This window comes from Streptomyces sp. NPDC104096, from assembly GCF_055584385.1.
Map to the genome: position 1 here is coordinate 18945 of NZ_JBVJMD010000019.1, position 21267 is coordinate 40211.

General features: G+C 71.1%; 22 protein-coding genes and 1 pseudogene. 6 read left to right on the top strand and 17 right to left on the bottom strand.

Annotation, left to right across the window (positions count from 1 at the left end; translation table 11 throughout):
* Positions 1–25: 25 nt before the first annotated feature.
* The 15 genes and pseudogenes from ACZ60B_RS20520 to ACZ60B_RS20590 form a co-directional block, all read right to left on the bottom strand.
* Positions 26–1210 carry an acyl-CoA dehydrogenase family protein gene (locus tag ACZ60B_RS20520; RefSeq protein ID WP_469388854.1) on the bottom strand — a complete coding sequence of 395 codons (1185 nt, stop codon included), beginning with the start codon at positions 1208–1210 and terminating at the stop codon, positions 26–28.
* Positions 1211–1328: 118 nt separating this feature from the next.
* The gene (locus tag ACZ60B_RS20525) at positions 1329–2456 is read right to left on the bottom strand and encodes an LLM class flavin-dependent oxidoreductase (protein ID WP_469388856.1); all 1128 of its coding nucleotides are present in this window, start codon (positions 2454–2456) and stop codon (positions 1329–1331) included.
* 14 nt (positions 2457–2470) lie between these two features.
* The gene (locus ACZ60B_RS20530) at positions 2471–3562 is read right to left on the bottom strand and encodes an LLM class flavin-dependent oxidoreductase (protein WP_469388858.1); all 1092 of its coding nucleotides are present in this window, start codon (positions 3560–3562) and stop codon (positions 2471–2473) included.
* Entirely contained in the window at positions 3559–4932 is a 1374-nt protein-coding gene (locus ACZ60B_RS20535; protein WP_469388859.1) for an NtaA/DmoA family FMN-dependent monooxygenase, read from the bottom strand. The genes ACZ60B_RS20530 and ACZ60B_RS20535 overlap by 4 nt, the downstream gene beginning before the upstream one ends.
* Positions 4933–4951: 19 nt before the next feature.
* Positions 4952–6205 carry an LLM class flavin-dependent oxidoreductase gene (locus ACZ60B_RS20540; protein ID WP_469388861.1) on the bottom strand — a complete coding sequence of 418 codons (1254 nt, stop codon included), beginning with the start codon at positions 6203–6205 and terminating at the stop codon, positions 4952–4954.
* Positions 6206–6280: 75 nt separating this feature from the next.
* Positions 6281–6370, bottom strand: a complete 90-nt coding sequence (locus tag ACZ60B_RS20545; RefSeq protein ID WP_450665554.1) for a putative leader peptide — start codon at positions 6368–6370, stop codon at positions 6281–6283.
* On the bottom strand, positions 6367–7167 hold the full coding sequence (locus ACZ60B_RS20550; protein WP_469388862.1) for a GNAT family N-acetyltransferase: 801 nt from the start codon (positions 7165–7167) through the stop codon (positions 6367–6369). Before ACZ60B_RS20550 ends, ACZ60B_RS20545 begins: the two co-directional genes overlap by 4 nt.
* A gap of 116 nt (positions 7168–7283) precedes the next feature.
* A complete protein-coding gene (locus ACZ60B_RS20555; protein ID WP_469388864.1) occupies positions 7284–8093 on the bottom strand; it encodes an amino acid ABC transporter ATP-binding protein in 810 nt (269 codons plus the stop codon).
* A complete protein-coding gene (locus ACZ60B_RS20560; RefSeq protein ID WP_469388866.1) occupies positions 8090–9094 on the bottom strand; it encodes an amino acid ABC transporter permease in 1005 nt (334 codons plus the stop codon). The genes ACZ60B_RS20555 and ACZ60B_RS20560 overlap by 4 nt, the downstream gene beginning before the upstream one ends.
* 440 nt (positions 9095–9534) lie before the next feature.
* A pseudogene (locus ACZ60B_RS20565) lies at positions 9535–10007 on the bottom strand (GlxA family transcriptional regulator); the annotation flags it as partial.
* A 65-nt stretch (positions 10008–10072) separates the two neighbouring features.
* A complete protein-coding gene (locus ACZ60B_RS20570; RefSeq protein WP_469388868.1) occupies positions 10073–11212 on the bottom strand; it encodes an LLM class flavin-dependent oxidoreductase in 1140 nt (379 codons plus the stop codon).
* 27 nt (positions 11213–11239) lie between these two features.
* The gene (locus ACZ60B_RS20575) at positions 11240–12424 is read right to left on the bottom strand and encodes an SfnB family sulfur acquisition oxidoreductase (RefSeq protein ID WP_469388869.1); all 1185 of its coding nucleotides are present in this window, start codon (positions 12422–12424) and stop codon (positions 11240–11242) included.
* 5 nt (positions 12425–12429) lie between these two features.
* Complete coding sequence (gene ssuE, locus ACZ60B_RS20580; protein WP_469388871.1) at positions 12430–12984, bottom strand: NADPH-dependent FMN reductase; 555 nt, start codon at positions 12982–12984, stop codon at positions 12430–12432.
* Positions 12985–13069: 85 nt separating this feature from the next.
* Positions 13070–14185, bottom strand: a complete 1116-nt coding sequence (sfnG, locus tag ACZ60B_RS20585; RefSeq protein ID WP_469388873.1) for a dimethylsulfone monooxygenase SfnG — start codon at positions 14183–14185, stop codon at positions 13070–13072.
* Between the two features lie 153 nt (positions 14186–14338).
* Positions 14339–14422, bottom strand: coding sequence for a putative leader peptide (locus ACZ60B_RS20590; protein ID WP_350760414.1), 84 nt, complete (start codon positions 14420–14422; stop codon positions 14339–14341).
* A gap of 137 nt (positions 14423–14559) precedes the next feature.
* Here ACZ60B_RS20590 and ACZ60B_RS20595 point away from each other — a divergent pair, with 137 nt between their 5' ends.
* The 4 genes from ACZ60B_RS20595 (at position 14560) to ACZ60B_RS20610 (ending at position 18318) form a co-directional block, all read left to right on the top strand.
* Entirely contained in the window at positions 14560–15477 is a 918-nt protein-coding gene (locus ACZ60B_RS20595; protein WP_469389081.1) for a LysR family transcriptional regulator, read from the top strand.
* A gap of 241 nt (positions 15478–15718) precedes the next feature.
* Positions 15719–16042 (top strand): hypothetical protein, encoded by a 324-nt coding sequence (locus ACZ60B_RS20600; RefSeq protein ID WP_469388875.1) that lies wholly within the window; start codon positions 15719–15721, stop codon positions 16040–16042.
* A 95-nt stretch (positions 16043–16137) separates the two neighbouring features.
* Positions 16138–16719: a sugar O-acetyltransferase gene (locus ACZ60B_RS20605; RefSeq protein WP_469388877.1), complete on the top strand. Its 582-nt coding sequence runs from the start codon at positions 16138–16140 to the stop codon at positions 16717–16719.
* A gap of 387 nt (positions 16720–17106) precedes the next feature.
* A complete protein-coding gene (locus tag ACZ60B_RS20610; protein WP_469388879.1) occupies positions 17107–18318 on the top strand; it encodes a S8 family peptidase in 1212 nt (403 codons plus the stop codon).
* 101 nt (positions 18319–18419) lie between these two features.
* Here the strand turns inward: ACZ60B_RS20610 and ACZ60B_RS20615 are convergent, their stop codons facing one another.
* Positions 18420–19268, bottom strand: coding sequence for a helix-turn-helix transcriptional regulator (locus ACZ60B_RS20615; RefSeq protein ID WP_469388885.1), 849 nt, complete (start codon positions 19266–19268; stop codon positions 18420–18422).
* Positions 19269–19419: 151 nt separating this feature from the next.
* Between ACZ60B_RS20615 and ACZ60B_RS20620 the strand changes: the two genes are divergently transcribed.
* Together ACZ60B_RS20620 and ACZ60B_RS20625 are read left to right on the top strand one after the other, a co-directional pair.
* Positions 19420–20025, top strand: a complete 606-nt coding sequence (locus ACZ60B_RS20620; RefSeq protein ID WP_469388895.1) for an NADPH-dependent FMN reductase — start codon at positions 19420–19422, stop codon at positions 20023–20025.
* 417 nt (positions 20026–20442) lie between these two features.
* Complete coding sequence (locus ACZ60B_RS20625) at positions 20443–20601, top strand: BBE domain-containing protein (RefSeq protein WP_469388902.1); 159 nt, start codon at positions 20443–20445, stop codon at positions 20599–20601.
* A 126-nt stretch (positions 20602–20727) separates the two neighbouring features.
* Here the strand turns inward: ACZ60B_RS20625 and ACZ60B_RS20630 are convergent, their stop codons facing one another.
* Positions 20728–21207: an ArsI/CadI family heavy metal resistance metalloenzyme gene (locus ACZ60B_RS20630; RefSeq protein ID WP_469388904.1), complete on the bottom strand. Its 480-nt coding sequence runs from the start codon at positions 21205–21207 to the stop codon at positions 20728–20730.
* Positions 21208–21267: the final 60 nt, after the last annotated feature.

Genomic DNA, 21267 nt, shown 5'->3' on the forward strand with positions numbered 1-21267 from the left:
ATCGGACGGTCGAGGGCGACGTGCTTCAGAGGAACGGTGTCCCGGCGTCGAGGCCCGACAGCACCCTGCCATAAAGCTCCAGGTTGGCGGCCGGGTTGACGAACGAGTGCAGGCTCAGGGCGTTCAGGTCCCGCACGATCCGCTGGATCGGCACCTCCCGCTGGAGGGACGAGGCGCCGGAGGCCGACCCGATCAGGTCGGCGGCCTCCTTGCACAACCGCACCAGATACCCGCACTGCGCCCGGATCCGGGCCCGCTCCTGCGTCGTGTAGGGCGCCGCTTCGGCCACCCTGGAGTCGATCAGCCCCACGAAGTCGGCGGTGAGCAGTTCCGCGGCGGATACCTTCATCGCGGCCTCGGCGAACTGGAGATGCGTCAGCGGGGCGTCGTGCTGGCGCTCGTAGACGGTGTACGTGATGCCCCGCTGGTGGATGCGCTCGCCGAACTCCGTCAGAGCCGCCCGGGCCAGGCCGAGCGCGTTCGCGGCCGACCAGGCGCAGAACAGCAGCAGCACCGGCATCCGGTAGAAGGGGTCGGCGCTGTTGCGCACCGAGGCGAATTCGCCCGCCAGCAACGGCCCCACCGGCAGCACCCGATGGGCGGGCACGTGGACGTCCTGGGCGACGACGGTGTTGCTGCCGCTCCCGGCCAGACCGGAGACGTTCCAGTCGTCCAGCACCTTGAGGTCGGTCATGGGGATCGCCGACCACAGCATCTCCGGCGGGCCTTGTCCGGTGTCGGACAGCGCGGTCAGCAGATGCCAGTCGGCGTCCTGGCAGCCGGTCGCGAAGGGCGAGTTTCCGCTGACCACGTAACCGCCGTCCACCGCGACGGCTTTCGAGCTCGGGATGAGCGTGCCACCGACCCGTACGTCGGGGCCGGTGAAGATCTCATCCTGTGCCTCATCGGGGAACAGGGCCGCGATGAAGGCACACCCGGCCTGGATCAACGCCATGAACCCGGCCGACCCGCACGCGGCGGAGACCTCGCTCAGGGCGTCGACCTGAGTGCGCAGCGAGGACTGGTAACCCCCGTGGTGACGTGGGACGTTCATGCGGTGGATCCCGGCACCCGTGAGGGCCTCGACGACCTCGTCCGTCACCCGGCGCTGCTGCTCCGTGCGCAGGGCGTGCGAGCGGATGAGCGGCTGGAGGTCTCGTACGCGTTCGACGAGGTCGGTGTCCGAGCGAGGTGCTGACGAACCGGCCACGGGGCGACCTCCGGTCTCGGGCCACAGCAGACCCCTCACCGTCGCGCCGATCCCGACGGCTGTCAACGCCGCGTCGGATTCCCCGGCACCTCGCCTCCCGCCGCCTCGACTCCCCGCCTCACCGCTTGCGCCACTCCTCGGCCAGCAGCTCGTAGGAGCGCACGCGGTCCGCGTGGTCGTGGGTGATCGTGGTGATCAGCAGTTCGTCCGCGCCCGTGGCCTCCTGAAGCTGGGCCAGTTGGTCGGCGACCCGGCCCGGGGAGCCGACGAACTGGGTGTCGATGCGGTCCTGGACCAGTGCCCGGTCCGTGTCGGACCACGTGTGGGCGCGGGCCTCGTCCGGTGTGGGGAACCGGATCGCGCCCTCGGCCGTACGGATGCTGCGCACCCACAGGCCGTATCCCGTGGCGAGTTCGCGGGCGGTCTCGTCGTCCTCGGCGACCACGACGTCCGCGGACACGCTGACGTACGGCTTGTCCAGGACGTCGGAGGGCTCGAACGCGGCTCGGTAGCCCTCCGTCGCTTCGAGCACCGTGGCCGGACTGACGTGGTAGTTCGCCGCGAACCGCAGACCGTTGCGACCCGCGACCGCGGCGCTCTCGCCTCCGCTGCTGCCCAGGATCCAGATCTCGACGTCGGCGCCCTCTCCCGGCACGACGTGGGCCTCGATGCCTGCGGCGGAGCGGTACGTGCCCGCCAGCAGCGCCAGGATGTCGTCGATCTGCTCGCCGTAGTCCTGCGACTCGGCGTTCGGCAGATGGAGCAGCTTGCGCTGGAGTGCCACGCGCGGTGAGCCGAGCAGGTGCTCGAACGAGAACCGGGGCGGGATGCGCAGGCCGTTGGGGGCGTACCCGTCGACGGCCCCGGTGGCGGTCGGCGGCGGGGTGGCCGCCCCGCCGGGCGGCCGTCCGCCGGAGCGGCCGAGGCCCAGGTCCAGGCGCCCGGGGTGCAGGGCGTCGATCAGGCCGAACTCCTCGACCGTGGACAGGGCGGTGCGGTGGCCGAGTTGGGCGGCGCCGGAGCCGAGCCGGATGGTCGAAGTGGCGGAGGCGGTCAGCGCGAGGACGACCGCGGGCGAGGTGCCGGCCACGCCGGGGTTGAGGTGGTGCTCGGCGACCCAGTACCGGGCGTATCCGAAGCTCTCGGCCTGCTGGGCCAGGTCGATGGAGTTGCGCAGCGCTTCGGTGGCGCTGGAGCCGGTCGGGATCGGGATCAGGTCCAGGACGCCGAGGGGGATGTCGGACATGTGTGGAGGGCTCCTCAGTGATCGGCGGGTACGGGCGCGGGTGCGGGCTGCGCGAGGACCGGGCCCCAGGGGAACGGCGGGTCGGGGATCTCGCGGCGCAGCACGGGCGCGATGTCCGACTGGAAGAGGGCGAGGGAGTCGCGGTGCTGGCGGTCCGTCAGGCCGCCGGCGTCCGCCTGCAGGTGCAGTACGGTGTGCCCGAACTGTTCGTGGTAGCGGTGCACCTTCTCGGTGATCTGCTGGGGGCTGCCGATCAGCGCGGAGCTGTGCTCCACGAAGTCCTCCAGGGTCGCGAAGACCGGTTCGAGACCCAGCCGTTTCTGGAACGCCAGGTTTCCCTCGAACACGGGCCGGTAGGCGGCGAGCGCCTCCTGGGAGGTGCGGGCCGCGTAGAGGCCGGCCGTCCCGGCGCCCACCGCGATGGCGGCCGGATCGTGGCCGTGGTGCTCCCAGCGCTCCCGGTAGTGACGGATCAATTCGGCGTAGGGCTCGATGGGGTTGGTGACGTTGGCGGAGAAGAGCGGGTCGCCGTAGCGGGCGGCCAGGTCGACCGACTCCTTGCTGGTCGCGCTGCCGTGCCAGACCCGGATCGGCTGTTGCAGGGGCCGGGGCCACACCTCCGCGTCCTTGAGCTGCGGGCGGAAGCGGGTCTCGGCGGTCACCTTGTCCTGACGCCAGAGCCTGCGGAACACCTCGTAGCTCTCGGCGTTGCGGTCCCACTGGTCCTCGGGGGTGACCTGGAACAGGTCCCGCTGGGCGGCCCCGTTGCCCTTGCCGATGATCAGCTCCAGGCGTCCGCCGGAGAGATGGTCCAGGGTCGCGTAGTCCTCGTACGCCCGCACCGGGTCGAGGAGGCTGAGCGTGGTGACGGCGGTGAACAGCCGGATCCGGGAGGTGAGGGCGGCGATGTGGCTGAGGACGACGGGCGGCGAGGAGGAGATGAAGGGCCTCTCGTGCCGCTCCCCCACGCCGAAGCCGTCGAAGCCGAGTTCCTCGGCGAGCAGCGCGTTGTCGAGCACCTCGCGGAAGCGGTCCTGGGTGGACTTGCGTATGCCCGTCACCGGGTGCGGGGCGTGGACGATGAGGGTGATGGCGAGGAACTTCACGATGCCGCCCGCTCGTCGCGCGCCTCGTCGGGGTGAGCCAGGCCGAGGTGGTCGCGCAGGGTGGGGCCCTCGTAATCGGTGCGGAAGACGCCCTGTTCCTGGAGGAGCGGGACCACCTTGTCGGCGAAGGGGTCGAGACCGCCGGGGGTGATGTGCGGGACGAGGATGAAGCCGTCGCCGGCGTCGGCCTGGACGAAGTCGTTGATGGTCTTCGCGACGGTGGCCGGTGAGCCGATGAAGGCCTGCCGGTTGCCGGTCTCGATGACCAGGTCGCGGATGGACCACCGGTTGGCCGCGGCGAGTTCGCGCCACTCGCGGGCGGTGGCCAGCGGGTCGCGGTACATGCGTACCTGGGCGCGCCCCTGGGAGATGTGGTGGTCGCCGACGTCCGGATCGATGTCGGGCAGCGGTCCGTCCGGGTCGTACGAGGACAGGTCCCGGTTCCATACGAACTCGAGGTGTTTGATGGCCGTGGCGCCGCTGACCTGACTACGGCGTACCTCCTTGGCCAGGTCCTCCGCCTCGGCGTCGGTGTCGCCCAGCACGAAGGTCGCGGCCGGGAGGATCAGCAACTGGTCGGCCCGGCGGCCGTACTTGGCGAGACGGGACTTGACGTCGGTGTAGAAGGCGCGGCCGGCGTCGAGGGTGCTGTGCCGGCTGAAGATGGCGTCGGCGCCGGCGGCGGCGAACTCCCGGCCCTCTTCGGAGTCGCCCGCCTGGAAGATCACCGGGCGGCCCTGGGGCGAGCGTGGCACGTTGAACTGGCCGTGGATGTCGAAGTGTCGGCCCCGGTGCTCGAAGGCTCCGGCCTTCGCGTCGCGCAGGAAGGTGCCGGTGGCCCGGTCGGCGAGGATCTCGTCGCCGTGCCAGGAGTCGAACAGTTCGTTCGCCGTGGCCAGGAACTCCTTGGCCCGGGAGTAGCGCTCCTGCTGCGGCAGGAAGCCGCCGCGCCGGAAGTTCTCGCCGGTGAAGGCGTCCCAGGAGGTGACCACGTTCCAGGCGGCCCGGCCGCCGGAGAGGTGGTCGAGGCTGGCGAACTGGCGGGCCACCTCGTAGGGCTCGTTGAAGGTGGAGTTGATGGTGCCGGTCAGCCCGAGGTGCTCGGTGACGGCGGCGAGCGCGGCGAGGACGGTGAAGGTGTCAGGGCGGCCGACGACGTCCAAGTCGTAGATCTGCCCGCCTTGTTCGCGCAGCCTCAGGCCCTCGGCGAGGAACAGGAAGTCGAACTTGGCGCGCTCGGCGGTTCGCGCGAAGTGCGCGAAGGAGCTGAACTCGATGTGGCTGCCGGCCTCGGGGTCGCTCCACACCGTGGTGTTGTTGACGCCGGGGAAGTGGGCGGCCAGGTGGATCTGCTTCAGGGGCTTGCTCATGTCGTACGGTCCCTCCGGCTCAGGCGTTCGCGGCGATGGGGGTCCCCCCGGGCTCGAGCGAAGCCGAGAGTTCGGGGGAGTAGCGGTTGGCGGGGCGGGCGAGCCCCAGCAGCCCGCGCAGGGTGTCGGCCTCGTAGGCCCGGCGGAAGGCGTCCCGGCGCTGAAGTTCGGGAACCAGGCCGCGGGTGATCGCCGGGAGGTCGTGGCCGGCGACGGCGGGCCGCAGCCGGAAGCCGCTCAGCCCGGCCGACTGCAATTCCTGCAGGAGATCGGCGAGTTGGACGGGGGTGCCGGTGAAGATCGGGGCGTCGCCGGTGTACGGGTGTCCGGCGAGGGCGTCCAGGCGCTCCCGGCGGGCCGCGGCCTCGGCGGGGTCGTCGTCGAGGAAGACCACCAGGTCGCCGAAGACATGCAGGATGTCGTCGGCGCGGCCGGCCGCGGACTGCTCGGCACGGATCTCCTCGACGACGGCGCGGGCCTGGCCCGCGTCGTGCGGGGTGACGTAACCGATGTCGGCGGCCCGGGCCACCAGTCGGTAGGGGACGGTCGCATGGGCCAGTGCGCTGACGATCGGCTGGCCCTGGGGCGGGCGGGGCGTGATCGAAGGACCCTTGACGTCGAAGAAGCGGCCCTCGAAGTCGATGTGGTGCAGCTTGTCCCGGTCGACGAAGCGGCCGGTGGCGACGTCCCGGATCTCCGCGTCGTCCTCCCAGCTGTCCCACAGCCTGCGCACGACCTCGACGTAGTCGGCCGCCTCCTCGAAGGCGTCCGCCACCACTTCCTGCACGGCAGGTGTGTCGTAGTCCTCGATCCGGAACGGCGGGAACGTACGGCGTCCGAAGTGTGCGGCCTCGTTGCGGCGCGCCGAGATCTGGACGCGCAGACCCGCGCGGCCGCCGCTCACATAGTCGAGGGTGGCGATCGCCTTGGAGATGTGGAACGGCTCCGTGTGGGTGGCGACCACTGTCGGCACCACACCGATGTGGCGGGTCAGCGGGGCGACCCGCGCGGCGATGAGCACGGCGTCCAGGCGTCCGCGGACCTGGTCGGTGCGGTCGTCGGGTTCGGTGGGAGACGAGGACTGGAGGCCGAGCGCGTCCTCGATGGTCACGAAGTCGAGCAGTCCGCGCTCGGCCTCGGTGACGAGGTCGGTCCAGTAGGCGGCGGTGAGCAGTTCGGTGGGGCGGGCGACGGGCTCGCGCCAGGCGGCCGGGTGCCAGCCGGCGCCGTCGAGGGCGACGGCGAGGTGCAGCGGGGAGGGTGACGAGGACACGGGATCGGTGCCTTCCTGATCAGCTGTACGAGGGAGCCGGCCCGGTGGGCAGGGGGCGGCTGCGAGGACGACGGGTCAGGAGCGACAGAGCGCGCCGGCCGTGCGCAGCAGATCGATGTGCGGCCGGGAGTACAGGTGCAGGCGGCGGGGCGGGGCGGGGTTCATGCCTTCTCTTCCGCCCGTCCGGTTACGCGTTCGTCCCGGCCCCGCGCACCGTCCCGGCCCTCTCTTCCCGGCTGTGCGCCCGGTGTGCGGACCAGCGTGAACCGGGTACGGCGGCGCAGGGTGAAGCCGATGGACTCGTAGAGCCGGATCGCTCGGGTGTTGCTCGCCGCTGCGTGCAGGAAGGGGGTGTCGCCGCGTTCCCTGATCCCCGCCGCGACGGCGCGGACCAGCCGGGTGGCCAGGCCCCGGCCGCGGTGGTCCGGGTGGGTGCACACGGCGCTGATCTCGGTCCAGCCCGGCGGGCGGAGGCGTTCGCCGGCCAGGGCGATCAGCCGTCCTCGGTCCCGGATGCCGAGATAGGTGCCCAGTTCGACGGTGCGGGGCAGGAAGGGGCCCGGCTGGGTGAGCGCGATCAGGTCGAGGATCTCGGGCACGTCGGCGGGTCCGAGTCGTACGGCTTCGGGTGCGGGTTCGGCGAAGAGGGCGGTGTCGACCAGCTGGACGCCGACACCGCTGTCCTCGATCTCCCATCCCTCGGGCACGGTCTGGACCGCGGTGACCGCGGTGACGGTGCCGGGACCCACCAGTGCGGCCAGGTCGTCCCAGGCCCGGGGGTCGGCGGGGTCCTCCAGGGCGGTGAACGGGGAGACGTCCGTGGGGTAGCGGGCGGCCCGGCCGACGCGCTCGGCGAGGTGGGCGTGCGGGCCGGTCAGCGCGGCCCAGGCGGCGTTGTCCAGGATGTGCGGTTGCGTCGGGCTCGGGGAGGAGGACGGGGCGTGGTGGACGCTGGTGGACATGCGGTGCGGAGTCTCCCTTGTCTGGAGCGCTACGGGGCGCGGTCGGGACCGGGCCGTGTCACGGCGCGGTCCGACGGGCCACCGGTGGCCGAGAGTTGTCGAGCGGTAGGCGGCGGTCAGAGGACTCTGCTGAGGAAGTCCTTGGTCCGCTCGTGTTGCGGGTGGTCGAGGACCTCGGACGGCGGGCCCTGCTCGACGATCCGGCCGTCGTCGATGAACACGACCCGGTCCGCCACCTCGCGGGCGAAGCCGATCTCGTGCGTGACGATGACGAGGGTGGTGCCGCTGGTCGCCAAGTCCTTGATGACGGCCAGGACTTCGCCGACGAGCTCGGGGTCGAGGGCGGAGGTGGGTTCGTCGAAGAGGATCACGCCGGGCCGCAGGGCCAGGGCGCGCGCGATGGCCACCCGCTGCTGCTGTCCGCCGGACAACTGCCTTGGATACGCACCGGTCTTGTCGGCCAGGCCGACCCGGCCGAGCAGTTCCCGGGCCAGCTCCTGAGCCTCGGGTCTGGTGAGCTTCCCGGTCGCGACCGGGGCGGCGGCCACGTTGTCCAGCACGGTGAGGTGCGGGAAGAGGTTGAAGTTCTGGAAGACGAAGCCGATACGGCCGCGCTGCGCCAGGATCGCCCGCTCGCTCAGCTCCTTCAGCCTCTCCCCCTGGCGCTTCACGCCGATCAGCTCGCCGTTGATGCTGACATAGCCGACCTCGGGCTTCTCCAGGTGGTTGATGACCCGCAGCAGCGTGGACTTGCCGGAGCCGGAAGGGCCGAGGATGACGGTGACCTCGCCGGGCCGTACGGTCAGGTCGACTCCGTCCAGCACCCGGTGGGCGCCGTACCACTTGTGCACGTCGTGCACCTCGACGGCGGCGGGCGCCGCCGCCGTCGTCGGGATCTCGGCGGACTCGGTGGTCTCGGTGCTCATACGGCGGCCTCCCTGCGCGCTCGCGCCCGCAACTCCCCCAGGCCGGCGCGGAGTTTCTGCAACGGGGTCGGCGGCAGGGTGCGGGTGGCGCCCCGGGCGAAGTACCGCTCGACGTAGAACTGGACGACGGACACGGCACTGGTGAGGATCAGGTACCAGACGGTGGCGACCAGCAGCAGCGGCACGATGTCGCCGGGGTAGGTGCTGCCCATCATCTGCACCGTGCCGAACAGGTCGAGCAGCGACACGTAGAACACCAGTGAGGTGGCCTTGATCAGTCCGATCAGTTGGTTGACGTAGTTCGGGGTGATGGACCTCAGGGCCTGGGGGAAGACGATCCGGGTGAACTGGTAGCCCTTGGGCAGACCGAGCGCGGCTGCCGCCTCGTGCTGCCCCTGGTCGACGGAGAGGATGCCGCCGCGCACCACTTCCGACGCGTACGCCGCCTCGTTGAGGCTGAGTCCGACGACCGCGATGGCCATGTCGGTGGCGAGCTTCGACTCGTCGAAGGTGAAGAAGGCGGGCCCGAAGGGCACCCCGAGGCTCAGCGTCTTGTACAGGGCGCTGAAGTTGTAGAGGAAGACCAGCAGGACGATCAGCGGTACGGACCGGAACAGCCAGGTGTAGAGCCAGGTCACGGCACGCAGCACCGGGTTCGCGGAGAGCCGGCCGAGCGCGATCAGGATCCCGCCGAGCAGCCCCGACACCGCGCTCAGGGCGGTCACTTCGAGGGTGATGACGAGCCCGTCGAGGACGGTGGGGCGCAGGAACCAGTAGCGGAAGCGGTCCCACTGGTAGAACGGGTTGGTCACCAGCCCGTGGGTGATCTGGGCGGCCAGCACCAGCACGACGGCTGTGCTGATCCAGCGGCCGGGACGCCGGAGCGGAAGGACCCGCTGCGCCGCGAGGGGCTTCGGTTCGACGGGGGCGGCGGGGCGAGGGATCGCCTCGGCGGGCGGTGCTGATCCGGCGGACACAGCGATACCCGGAGATTCACTCATGGTGGGCTCCAGCGGATTCGGACACCCCGGATCACGTGATGCGGCACTGTGCGCGCCGAGCGGGAGCGGCTCGGCACACGGCGAGGCACGGGTACACGCGAAACAGGGGCTGGGCGGGGAGATGGACCACCGCGGCAGCGGTGGCCGTCAGTGACTCAGAAAAGCCGTCAGCCTCGGCAGAGGGCGCAACAAGCGGCCGTACACAGCGCGCTGTTGACGCGCAGCAGGTCGACGGAGCGGTCCGCGCACAGCGGGACGCAGCTGGAACGCCGCCATGCGGCCGTCCCTTCGGCTGCGCGCATCGCTGTCACCATCACTTCTCCGGCCCTGGGGCATCTCGGTCTGCGCCGCAAGTTAGACATGCCCCGAAAAGAATGTCAATGCGCCTGACCACCAGGTGAGACCGCGACCTGCGTCGAGGAACGGCCGCGCAGCCCTGGTCAGTCGCCCGCGTCGCCCGGCTGACGGACGGCCGGGCCGTGGTCGTGGCCCTGGAAGGTAGGCCGGTACGCGGCGGGCGAGACACCGATCGCGGCGGCCAGGTGCTGGCGCGGCGAGGAGGCGCTGCCGAACCCGGCCTGTTCCGCCACCCGGTCCACCGGCAGTTCGCTGAACTCCAGCAGCCTGCGGGCGAGTTCGAGCCTGTGGACGGTGAGCCACCGGCCGGGGGTCCGGCCGGTCTCGGCGAGGTAGCGACGGCTGAAGGTGCGCACGCTCATGCCGGCCTCGGCGGCCGGCCCAGCTGGATGGGCTCATGGAGGTGTCGCAGCGCCCATTCGCGGGCCTCGGCGGTGTTGCTGCCGGACGCCTCGGGGACGGGCCGGGCGACGTACTGGGTCTGTCCGCCGTCCCGCCGCGGCGGAACCACGCACAGGCGGGCGACCTGGTCGGCGATCTCGCTGCCGTGGTCGCGTCAGCGGTGGCGTGCGCGATGTCACCGAACGCGGGGCGAGGACCACCGAGCACGCCCCGCGCCCGTCACGCGAAGGGCACCAGCGCCTCCTGGACGGTCGGCGCCGCGGACGGATGGCGCCACAGCCCCTCCGCCGCCAGCCGGGGCAGCACCCCTTCCCCGAACCAGTAGGCCTCCTCCAGATGCGGGTAGCCGGACAGCACGAACTCCTCGATCCCCAGTGCCGCATACTCCTTGATCCGCTCGGCGACCTCCTCGTGCGAGCCGACCAGGGCCGTGCCCGCGCCGCCCCGCACCAGCCCGATTCCCGCCCACAGGTTGGGGTGGATCTCCAGCGCGTCGCGTCGGCCCGCGTGCAGGGCCAGCATGCGTCGCTGCCCCTCGGACTCGCTGCGCGCGAGCCCCTCCTGCACGGACCGCACCGTGTGCGGGTCGAACCCGTCGAGCAGTCGCCGCGCCTCGGCCCACGCCTCCTCGGAGGTGTCCCGGGTGATGACGTGCAGCCGGATCCCGAACCGCACGGTCCGCCCGGCCTTCGCCGCCAGGCCGCGGATCCACGCGATCTTCTGCGCGACCTGGGCCGGCGGCTCGCCCCAGGTGAGATACGCGTCGACGTGCCGGGCCGCGACCTCGCCGGCGACCGGTGAGGATCCCCCGAAGTACACCTCGGGGACGGGATCCGGCACCCGCGCCAGCCTCGCGCCCTCGACCTGGATGTGCTCACCTCGCAGATCGACCGTTCCGCCCGCCCACAACTCGCGTACGACCTGGAGGAATTCACCGGTACGGCGATAGCGGGCGTCCTTGTCGAGGAAGTCCCCGTAGGCGCGCTGCTCGTGGCTCTCGCCGCCGGTCACCACGTTCAGCAGCAGCCGTCCGCCGGACTGCCGCTGGAACGTGGACGCCATCTGCGCGGCGAGCGTGGGCGAGACGAAGCCTGGCCGGAAGGCCACCAGGAACTTCAGCCGCTCGGTGTTCTGGCTGACCATCGCGGTGGTCAGCCAGGCATCCTCGCACCAGGCGCCGGTGGGGGTGAGCGCCCCCACGAAGCCGAGGTGTTCGGCCGCCCGGGCGATCTGGCTCAGATAGGCGACCGTGGGCGGCCGGTCCCGGCCCGAGGCGGTGGCCGGGGTGCCGTGGCCGCCGCCGACGACGTGGCGGCTGTCGCCGTTGGTGGGCAGGAACCAGTGGAAGGTGAGGGACACGAGGGGTACTCCGATCGCGAGGGTCCGTCAGAGCAGGCCGTGACGGGGCGGCAGGGTGCCGTTGAGCACGTACCGGCCGATGTGCTGGATCTTCCAGCGGGTCGGGTCGTGCAGGGTGTGGGTGCGGGCGTCCCGCCAATGCCGGTGCAGGTTCAAGGCGTTGAGCGCCGAGCGGGTGCCGGACACCTCGAAGAGCGCGTCGGCGACGGTCAACGCGGCCTCGGCCGCACTCACCTTGGCGGCGGCCACGGCGACGGACGCCTCGGCGGCCGACTCGTCGGTGAGGTGACTGCGGGCGGCGTCGACCGCGCGGGCCGCTTCACGCAGAAGCGCCTGCGACGCCCGTTCCAGCAGGGCGAGTTCGCCGAATCGCTGGATCAGCAGCGGGTCCTCGGCGGCGGTGTCGAGCCCGCTCTCGAACCAGGGACGGCTCTTCGTCCGCACGAACTCCGCCGCCTCGGCCAGGGCGCCCCGGGCGATCCCCACGTCGATGGCGGCGTGCAGCAACTGCGCTGTAGCTCCGTGCAGTTGGGGTCCCTGGAAGGTCAGGTGGTGCGGCAGCACCCGGTCGGCGGGCACCGCGACGCCGTCCAGGCGCACCGTTCCGCTCGCGGTCGTCCGTTGTCCCATGCCGTCCCAGTCGTCGATCACCGTGAGACCGTCGGCGTCCCGGGGAACGTAGGCGACATGCGGACGGTCGTCCTCGGCCAGGGCGAGGACAGGGATCCAGTCGGCGAAGAGGGCGCCGGTGCAGTAGTGCTTGACCCCGGCGAGCAAGTAGGTGCCGTCGGGCTGGAGGGCGAGGCGGGTGCGCAGGTCCTGGACGTGCCGGGTGCCCGCCTCCGACTGGGCGTTGCCGAACCGCCGCCCGGCCAGCAGTTCGGCGAAGAAGAACTTCTGCTGCTCCTCGCTGCCCTGCCGGCGGATGACGTTGGCGTACACGAAGTGACTCTGCGGGATCTGGGCGAGGCTGCCGTCGGCCGAGCCGAGCAACCGGAAGATCTCCGCGAGCGTCAGGGCGCTGACGTCGGCGCCGCCGTGTTCCGCGGGCACGGACACGGCGAGCAGGCCGGAGGCCGAAAGCCGCGCCAACTCGGCTGTGGGAAGCCTGCGGTCGCGGTCGCGGTCGGCGGCCCCGGCACGGAACTCGTCGGCCAGGGCCGCGGCGACGGCGAGCGCTTCGGCGTCGTCGGCGATGACGTGGGCGGTCATCGGGGTCAGGCCGCCGCGGACAGTGCGGGCCGGCGTCCGAGCGCGGCCGAGAACTGGTCGACGATCGGGGACAGGGCTTCGACGACCGCCGGTGCGAGGGCGAGGGTGCCGTCCTCGCGGACGGTGATGTCCTTGTCGAGGGTGAACCAGCCCTGGACGATGTGGGCGGCGCCCATCGAGGTCAGGACCGGGCGCAGGGCGTAGTCGATGGCGAGGACGTGGGCGACGGAGCCGCCGGTGGCCAGCGGCAGCACGGTCTTGCCGGCGAGCGCGTACTGCGGAAGCAGGTCCAGCAGCGCCTTGAGCACACCGGAGTACGAGGCCTTGTAGACCGGGGTGGCGACGACAAGCCCGTCGGCTCGGGCGAACAGCTCGGCGGCTTCGACGATCGCGGGGTGGCGCGGGTCCGCGCCCAGCAGAGCCTGGGCGGGGATGGTGCGGACGTCGAGCGGCACGACCTCGTGGCCCTGGGCGATCAGCCGCTGGTCCAGGTGACGCAGGAGGCGACCGGTGCGGGAGGAGGCGGAGGGGCTGCCGGAGAGGGAAAGGACGGTGGCCATGAGGCTGCTTCTTTCTGGAAGCCGGGGCGCTACGGAGCGGGCGCCCGGAGGGAAGGGAGGTGGGTCGCTCTGTCTCTTGATCCGGTCAGACGAGAACGGACTCGGTTTCCGCGTCGGGAAGTTGGGCTTCCAGCTCGCGGACGAGGGGCAGCACGTGGCGGCCGAAGTACGCGACCTCCTCGTGGTAGTGCAGGAAGCCGAGCAGGAGGAGGTCGACGCCGAGCCTCTTGTAGGCGACGATGCGCTGCGCGATCTGCTCAGGGGTGCCGATCAGTCCGGTCCGGAAGCCGTCGTTGTACTGGACGAGATCCTCGAAGCTGGAGTCCTGCCACATGCCCTTGCCGTCGGCGGTGGACCGGCCGGCCTGCTTCACCGCGGCTCCGAAGCCCTCGACCGCCTCGGTGTCGGCCTTGGCGACGATCTCGCGCAGGGTGTCGCGGGCCTCGGCCTCGGTGTCGCGGGCGATCAGGAAGCCGTTGAGGCCGAACTTCGGCGCCTGGCGCCCGGCTCGGGCCGCCGACGCGCGTACGTCCTCGATCTGTTCGGCGACTCCGTCGAAGTCCTTGCCGTTGGAGAAGTACCAGTCGGAGACCCGGCCCGCCATCGCGCGGGCGGCGGTGGAGTTGCCGCCCTGGAAGATCTCCGGGTGCGGTCGCCCAGGGGTGTCGAGCGGCTTGGGCTTGAGGGAGAAGTCCCGCAACCGGTAGAAGTCCCCGGCGAGTTCGGTGTGGTCCTCGGTCCAGATCTGACGCAGGGCTCGGATGAACTCCTCGGAGCGGCGGTAGCGTTCGTCGTGCTCCAGCCAGGGCTCGCCGAGGGCGGTGAACTCGTCCTTGAACCAACCGGACACGACGTTCACGGCGAAGCGGCCGTTGGAGAGGTGGTCGGCGGTGGCGCCGAGCTTGGCGAGGACCCCGGGGTGCCAGAGGCCGGGGTGGACGGCGGCGATGACCTTCAGACGCTGGGTGGCGAGCAGCAGGGCGAGGCTGAAGCTGGTGGACTCGTGCTGGTACTCGGCGCCGTAGCCGGCCATGTAGCGGACCTGGCTGAGCGCGTATTCGAAGCCGTTGTTCTCGGCGAGGACAGCGAGTTCTCGGTTGTATTCGTACCCCCAGTCGGTGCGTTGCTCGATCGTGCTGGTGACGAGCCCGCCGCTGACGTTGGGGACCCAGTAGGCGAATTTCACGGGCGCTGCGGACATTGCGTGACTCCTGGTGCGGAATTGTTTTCGGGCACGCCGGAATCCACGACGCGCACGGGAACACAAAGAGGCCGTGAACGGATGCACCGGCGCCGCGACGGGCCTACCGGGATGCTTGGTCCAGGCGGTGAAGGGAGGGATGCGGCGAAATGATCAGGCCGCGGCGCAACAGGAGGCGCTGGAGACACGTGCGAGGTCGACGTGGCGTCGCCGCGTGAGGTCCAGTCGCATCTTCATGCCGTCGATGGTGGCAGCCGGTGCCGAACATCGTCAAGGAAAACCCGACCGTTCTCGTATCGCGGACCATTGCATTTCACGAAGGTGTGACAGGAGAACCCTTGAACGTGCCCCGTATGCCGACGCATTCTGCCGGGATGCGGACCGAACAGCTGGAATACATAACGGCCGTGACCCGGCTCGGCTCACTGCGCAGGGCGGCCGACGAACTCAACCTGTCTCAGCCCGCGTTGAGTGAAACGGTGCGAAATCTGGAGCGGGAACTGGGCGTCGATCTGCTGGAGCGCAAACGCACCGGGGCGACGATGAGCGCGGCGGGGCAGGAGTTGATGCCGCACATCGTGAGCGTGCTGGAGGCGGTGGACCGGCTGCGGTCCGCGGCTGGTGAACAGCACCGCCTGAGCAGGCTGGTGCGGGTCGGCACGGTGAACGCCGCGACCGTACCCCTGCTCATCCCGGTGCTTCGGACGTTCCGGGCGACGCACCCGCTCACCCAGGTCGAGGTGGTGGGCGCACGACAGACCGAGATCCAACGAGGCCTCACCGAGGGCGGCTTCGACCTGGGCCTGGTCAACCATCTCGACGGCGACGACCTGCCCGCCGGTTTCGAGACCACCGAACTACTGCGCGGACGGCCGGTGGTGTGCGTACGGCCGGACAGGCCGCTGGCGGCTCTGGCGGAGGTGTCGGTGGACGAGCTGCTCACCGAGCCGCTGATCGCGATGCGCACCGGCTATGTGATGCACCGCTATGTGCACCGGTTGCTGGCGGGCCGGGCCCCGGCGATCTCCTACTCGACCGACGGCGCGGAGATGGGCAAGCTGATGGTCGCGGAGGGGCTCGGGGTGACCGTGCTACCCGATTTCAGTGTGCTCGGCGACCCGCTGGAGCGCGGCGGCGCGATCGTGTGCCGCCCGCTGGCCGGCGACTCCGCCCGGGTGCTGCTGATGCTGCAACGCCGACGGGCGGAATCCGTGCCACGGGCGGCCGGGGAGCTGCACGAGACGTTCGTGCGCCGAGCCCGCGAACTCATGGACGCCGCCGTGCGTCGGTAGCGGGTCATGGCGTCGACGCCGATCGTCGGGCGGTCGGTCGGTCGGTCGGTCGTGCCGAGAGCGACGAGGGCGACGGTGTGGTTCCCGGACGACGTCCAGGTCTTGGCCCACACCCGTGCGGAGTGCCGACGACCACCCGCTGGAGTACGCCGTGGACCACCGCCGACGATGACGTGCTGTTCGGGCCGGGCCCGCGCAACCTTCCCCGCCCGCTGCGAGTCGAATCCCCGGGGAGGCGCAGATGGGCAGAACCTGGGACGCCCGGCAACGAGCCTGGGGACTGGCGGCCTTGGCGCTGCTCGCCTTCCTCGGCGGAGCCGCCGTGCTCGCGGTGCCGTATCGGCACAGTCTTGCCACCGTGCGGGCCTACGAAGCCGCGTCGCATACCCGGGGCATCCCTGGCGTGGTCAGGAAGTTGGAGAACCACTCCGGTCGTGGCGCCGAGTACCGGGTCGAGGTCGCAGGCCCCCCTTCCGTGTCCGGCCGGATCGACCTCGACGACTCCGGACCCGTGCTGTCGAGGCTGCACAGGGGCGACCGCATCGGGGTGGCCGTCCGGCACTGACACCGCACCGACATCACCTTCGACGGACGCGTCCAGCAACGGGCCGGACGAATGGACTCGGGTATGTCCGTGCGCGCCCAGGGAAAGACTGGCGCATGCAGACGGACCACTTCGCCCAGGACCCACGCACGAACCTCCAGCGCATGCAGGCAGGCGACCTGTACATCGCGGACGATCCCGAGATCAGCCGCCGTCAGCAGCGCGCCGTCCGGCTGGCCGCCCGCTTCCAGGCCGCCTACGCCGAGGACGCCGACGCCGCCCAGCCACTGCTGCGCGAACTGCTCGGGTCCTTCGGTGAACAGGCCCATCTGCGTCCGCCCCTGTACGTCGACTACGGCAGCAACATCGCCATCGGGGCGCGCACCTTCGTCAACTACAACCTCACGGCGCTGGACGTCGCGGCGATCACCATCGGCGAGGACTGCCAGATCGGCCCCGGCGTCCAGTTGCTGACCCCGACCCATCCGCTGGAGCCGCAGCCACGGCGCGACAAGCTCGAAGCGGCCCGGCCGATCGTCATCGGCGACAACGTGTGGATCGGCGGCGGCGCCATCGTGCTGCCCGGAGTAACCATCGGCGACAACTCCGTCATCGGCGCCGGCGCCGTCGTCACCAAGGACGTACCCGCGAACGTCGTCGCCGTCGGCAACCCCGCCCGCGTGGTACGCAGCCTGTGAGCCGGAGAAGGGCGACGCCCGTCTCCGGCACCGGGACACCGCCGCGCGGGGCGCCCGTCCGGAATCGATGACCCACCGCGCCTCGGCGTCATGCTCGAGGGGCTGTGCGATGTCCGGCCGGCGCCGCGGCGACTTTCGATGCGGATACCGAACTCCCTTGTTCGCAGGCACACTTGACGACCTGTCGGATACGCGGACATGACCCCCTGTGTCCACAGCACTGCACACGATGGCATCGCATGGCAGGTGTATGGCATGCGCATGTAATCGCTGTTCCGTCGTCGGCCGCGGACGCATGGTCGCTCCGTGGCACCGACCGGGTGCCGCACACCGCTCGGCGCGGACACCCACCAGGATTCCGTGCCTGATCGCAAAGGACCACTCCACATGGCAGCAGTGCCCACCAAGAAGCGGCGCGTCACCGCGGCGGTCGCCATCACGGCCGCGGTGGCGACCGCCTTGGGCGCCCTCTCCGCACTCCCCGCCCAGGCCGCACCGGCCGAGGGCACCGTGCTGGGGGCGGACTCCGCGGACGCCGTGCCCGGCAGTTACATCGTCACGCTCAAGAAGGACGTCGGCTTCAGGGCCTCCACCGCGCGCGGCAGGAACCTGGCGGCCGAGTACGGCGGCAGCGTCAAGCGAACGTTCACCTCCGCGCTCAACGGCTACGCCGTCAGCCTCACCGGCGCCCAGGCCAGAAGGCTGGCGGCCGACCCCGATGTCGCCTCGGTCGAGCAGGACCAGGTCGTCCACGCACTCGGCACCCAGAGCAACGCCCCCTGGGGTCTGGACCGGATCGACCAGAGCGGTCTTCCCCTGAGCGGCACCTACACCTACCCCGATGACGGGGGCAGCGGTGCAACCGTGTACGTCCTGGACACCGGTGTGCGCATCACCCACCAGGACATCGCGGGCAGAGCCTCCTACGGATGGGACTTCGTCGACAACGACGCCACCGCGCAGGACGGCTACGGCCACGGGACCTTCGTCGCGACCGTCGCCGCCGGCACCACCTACGGCGTGGCCAAGAAGGCGAAGATCGTCGCCGTCCGGGTCCTCGGCAACGACGGCTCCGGCACGACCGCCGGGGTCATCGCGGGCGTGGACTGGATCACCGCCAACCACGTCGCCGACTCCGTCGCCAACGTCTCCCTCGGCGGCGGTGCCAGCACCTCGCTGGACACCGCGGTGAAGAACTCCATCGCCTCCGGGGTCACGTACTCCATAGCGGCGGGCAACTCGGGTGCCCCGGCGTCGAACTACTCCCCCGCCCGGGTCACCCAGGCGCTGACCGTCGGCGCGACGACGAGCGGCGACGCGCGGGCGAGCTACTCCAACTACGGTTCCGGGGTGGACCTCTTCGCCCCCGGCTCCGGCATCACGGCGGCCTGGAACACCTCCGACTCGGCCACGTACACGGGCAACGGCACGTCCTTCGCCGCCCCGCACGTCACCGGGGCGGCCGCCCTCTACCTGACCGCCCACCCGGGCGCGTCCCCGGCGACCGTCGGCAGCGCGCTGGTCGACGGCGCGACCAGCGGAGTCCTCAGCGGTGTGGGCTCGGGCTCGCCCAACAAGCTGCTGAAGCTCACGCAGTAGACCGCGTCACCGACGCCATAGGCATCGCATGACCAGCGGCTCCCTCAGGCGCCCGGCCGGGAACTTCCGGCCGGGCGCCTCGCGGGCGGCGGCGGTACCGCTCAGACCGCCCGCAAGGCCCCGGGGCGGCGGCCGGTGAGACGGTCGAGGGCGGCGGCGCTCGCCTCGTCGGCCGCCAGGTGGACGACGAGGTGCTGGTCGTCGTCGGCGGGCAGGCCGAGGGTTTCGTACGCCAGCCGTACCTCTCCCACCTGCGGATGGACCATGCGCACGACCCCGTTCGCCCGCGGCAGCCCCGGTAGCGTCCGCAGCCGCTCGGCGAACGGTTTCCCGCAGGACACCGTCAACTCGTCCATCAGCGTGCCTACTTGGGCGTCGGTTCGCCCCGGCCCCTGCTTGAGGGACGCGACCTGTTCGTCGGCGACCGTGTCCCAGTCCGGGTAGACCGTGTGTGCCCGCGGGTCGGTGAAGACGAAGCGGGCGAGACTGGGCCGGACCCCGTCCAGCATGCCGAGCGGTTCGGCCAGCCGCCGGTACCCGTCGGTGCAGGCCAGTATCTCGCTCAGCCGGTTCACCAGCACGGCGGGCGCCGGTTCCAGCCGCTCCAGCAGCGCCCGCACCGTGGGCCTGACCGCCCTGTTCGGTCCCGCCCCGCCCCGGCAGCTGAAGCCGGGGTCGGCCCCCTTGGCGAGCCGGTGCAGATGCACCCGTTCACCGGGGGTGAGCAGCAGCGCGTCCGCCAGGGCCGCCAGCACCTGCACCGAGGGCCTGCGGTCGCGCCCCTGCTCCAGCCTGGTGACGTACTCGACGCTCATCCCGGCGAGCGTCGCCACTTCCGCGCGGCGCAGTCCCGGCGTACGGCGCCGCGGCCCGGCGGGCAGTCCCACCTCGGCCGGTGTGACGGCTTCCCGGCGCAGCCGCAGGAAGAGACCGAGCTCGCTGTCGCTCATTCCTCGAACGTAGCACCGGCGGCCCCGGCGGATCGTGGCCCTGTCCCTACCACCCTCCGCCCGGTCTCCCTCGTCCTCCGCCTCTCCGACACCGTGGAGCGCACGCCCCGGCCCGGGGCGGCACCGACCCCTTCGTAGGAGAAGCACAGCCATGTCCAGTGCACGACTGAATCTCGCAGTGATCGTCGGCAGTGTCCGGGAAGGCCGCTTCGGCCCGGTGGTGGCCGACTGGTTCGTCGAACAGGCCAAGCGCCACGACGAGTTCACGATCAGCCTGATCGATCTGGCGGACGTCGACCTCCCGCTCGCACTGCCGCCCACATCGCCGGCCATGCAGCCCGACCCGCCGCGTCCCGAGGGCATGGCCGAACTGACCCGGCGGCTCGACGCCGCCGACGCGGTCGTCATCGTGACGCCCGACTACAACCGCAGCTTCCCGGCCTCCCTCAAGACCGCCATCGACTGGCACTACACCCAGTGGAAGGCCAAGCCGATCGGCTTCGTCGGCTACAGCGGCCTCAGCGGCGGGCTGCTGGCGATCGAGCAACTGCGCCAGGTCTTCAACGAGTTGCACGCCCACACCGTGCGCGACTACGTCTCCTTCCCCAGCTACTACCTCCTCTTCGCCCCCGACGGCACGCTCCGGGACCCGCAGGGCCCCGAGAACGCCGCCAGGACCATGCTCGACCAGTTGCTCTGGTGGGGTTCGGTCCTGCACGACGCTCGCCGCGACCGCCCGCAGATCGCGGGCCGGTAGGGCCTTTTCGGCGCGAGCCCGGATCGCGAGCGAGGCAGCAGATCGTCCGGTTCGGCCCCAGGGGCGGCGGTGACGACGACCGGGTCACTCACGCCGTACAGACCGATGCCACCCTGATCGACGACGCCTGGTGCGAGGCGTTCACCCGCCACCGGATCAGCATGAGCGTCAGCCTGGACGGCCCAGGACGCGCCAACGGCGCCCACGGACGACAGCAACTACTTCGTCCAGGCGTTCGGCGGGGCGGTCAGGAAGAGCCCCCGCGGCGGGACGGCGTTCCCGCACCGCGACGCGCTCTTCTACGCCGAGCCGGGTGTCGGCTGGGGCAAGCGCAGTGACCAGCCGGGCATCTGCGATCCGCTCACCCCGCAGGCCCAGGCCTGGATCGCCGAGTTCAGCCAGAAGCTGCGCCCGTACGTGGACGGCGCCTACGTCAGCGTGCCGAACATCGGCACGCAGGACTGGGAGACCGCCTACTGGCCGAACAACTTCGCCCGCCTGCGCAGGATCAAGGCGAAGTACGACCCGCAGAACGTCCTCCAGTACGACCAGAGCATCCCGCCCGCGGTCTGCTGAGCGAGCACTGATGGAGCCCCCTGCCGAGCGGTGAGGGGGCTCCGCCATGCCCGCCTGTCACAGGCAGGCGCTTCGCCGGACGGCTCTCTCGTTCACGGGACAGCGGCAAGCCCGTGAACCGCCGGTTCATCCGCAGCCGCAGCCTGCCGACTCGGCGGCAGGTCCGGTGGCCCGGTCGGCGCAGCAGCCGTCGCCGGTGGCACCGGCGGGGTCGGGGTCGGCGCTCTTTCCGAGGGTGTCCGCGTCGGCCTTCACGACATAGACCTCCCACGGTTCCCGGCCGGGTCCGTGCACCCAAACCTTGTCCTGGAGGGCGTAGCAGCAGGAGGTGTCGTTCTCCTCGAAGGCGGCCAGGCCCGCGTCTTTGAGGCGGCCGGTGGCGGCGTGGACCTGGTCGGTGGACTCGACCTCGACGCCGAGATGGTCGAGCCGGGTCTCCTCACCAGGGCCGCCTTCGATCAGGACGAGCTTGAGCGGGGGCTCGGTGATGGCGAAGTTGGCGTAGCCCTCGCGCCGCTTGGCCGGTTCGGTACCGAAGAGCTTCGAGTAGAAGGCGATCGACGCTTCCAGGTCGCCGACCCGCAGGGCGAGCTGAGCACGGGACATCACTGGGCTCCCATCGACTTGCATTGACGTTTATCGATGCAACCTTGCGGTCTGTATCGA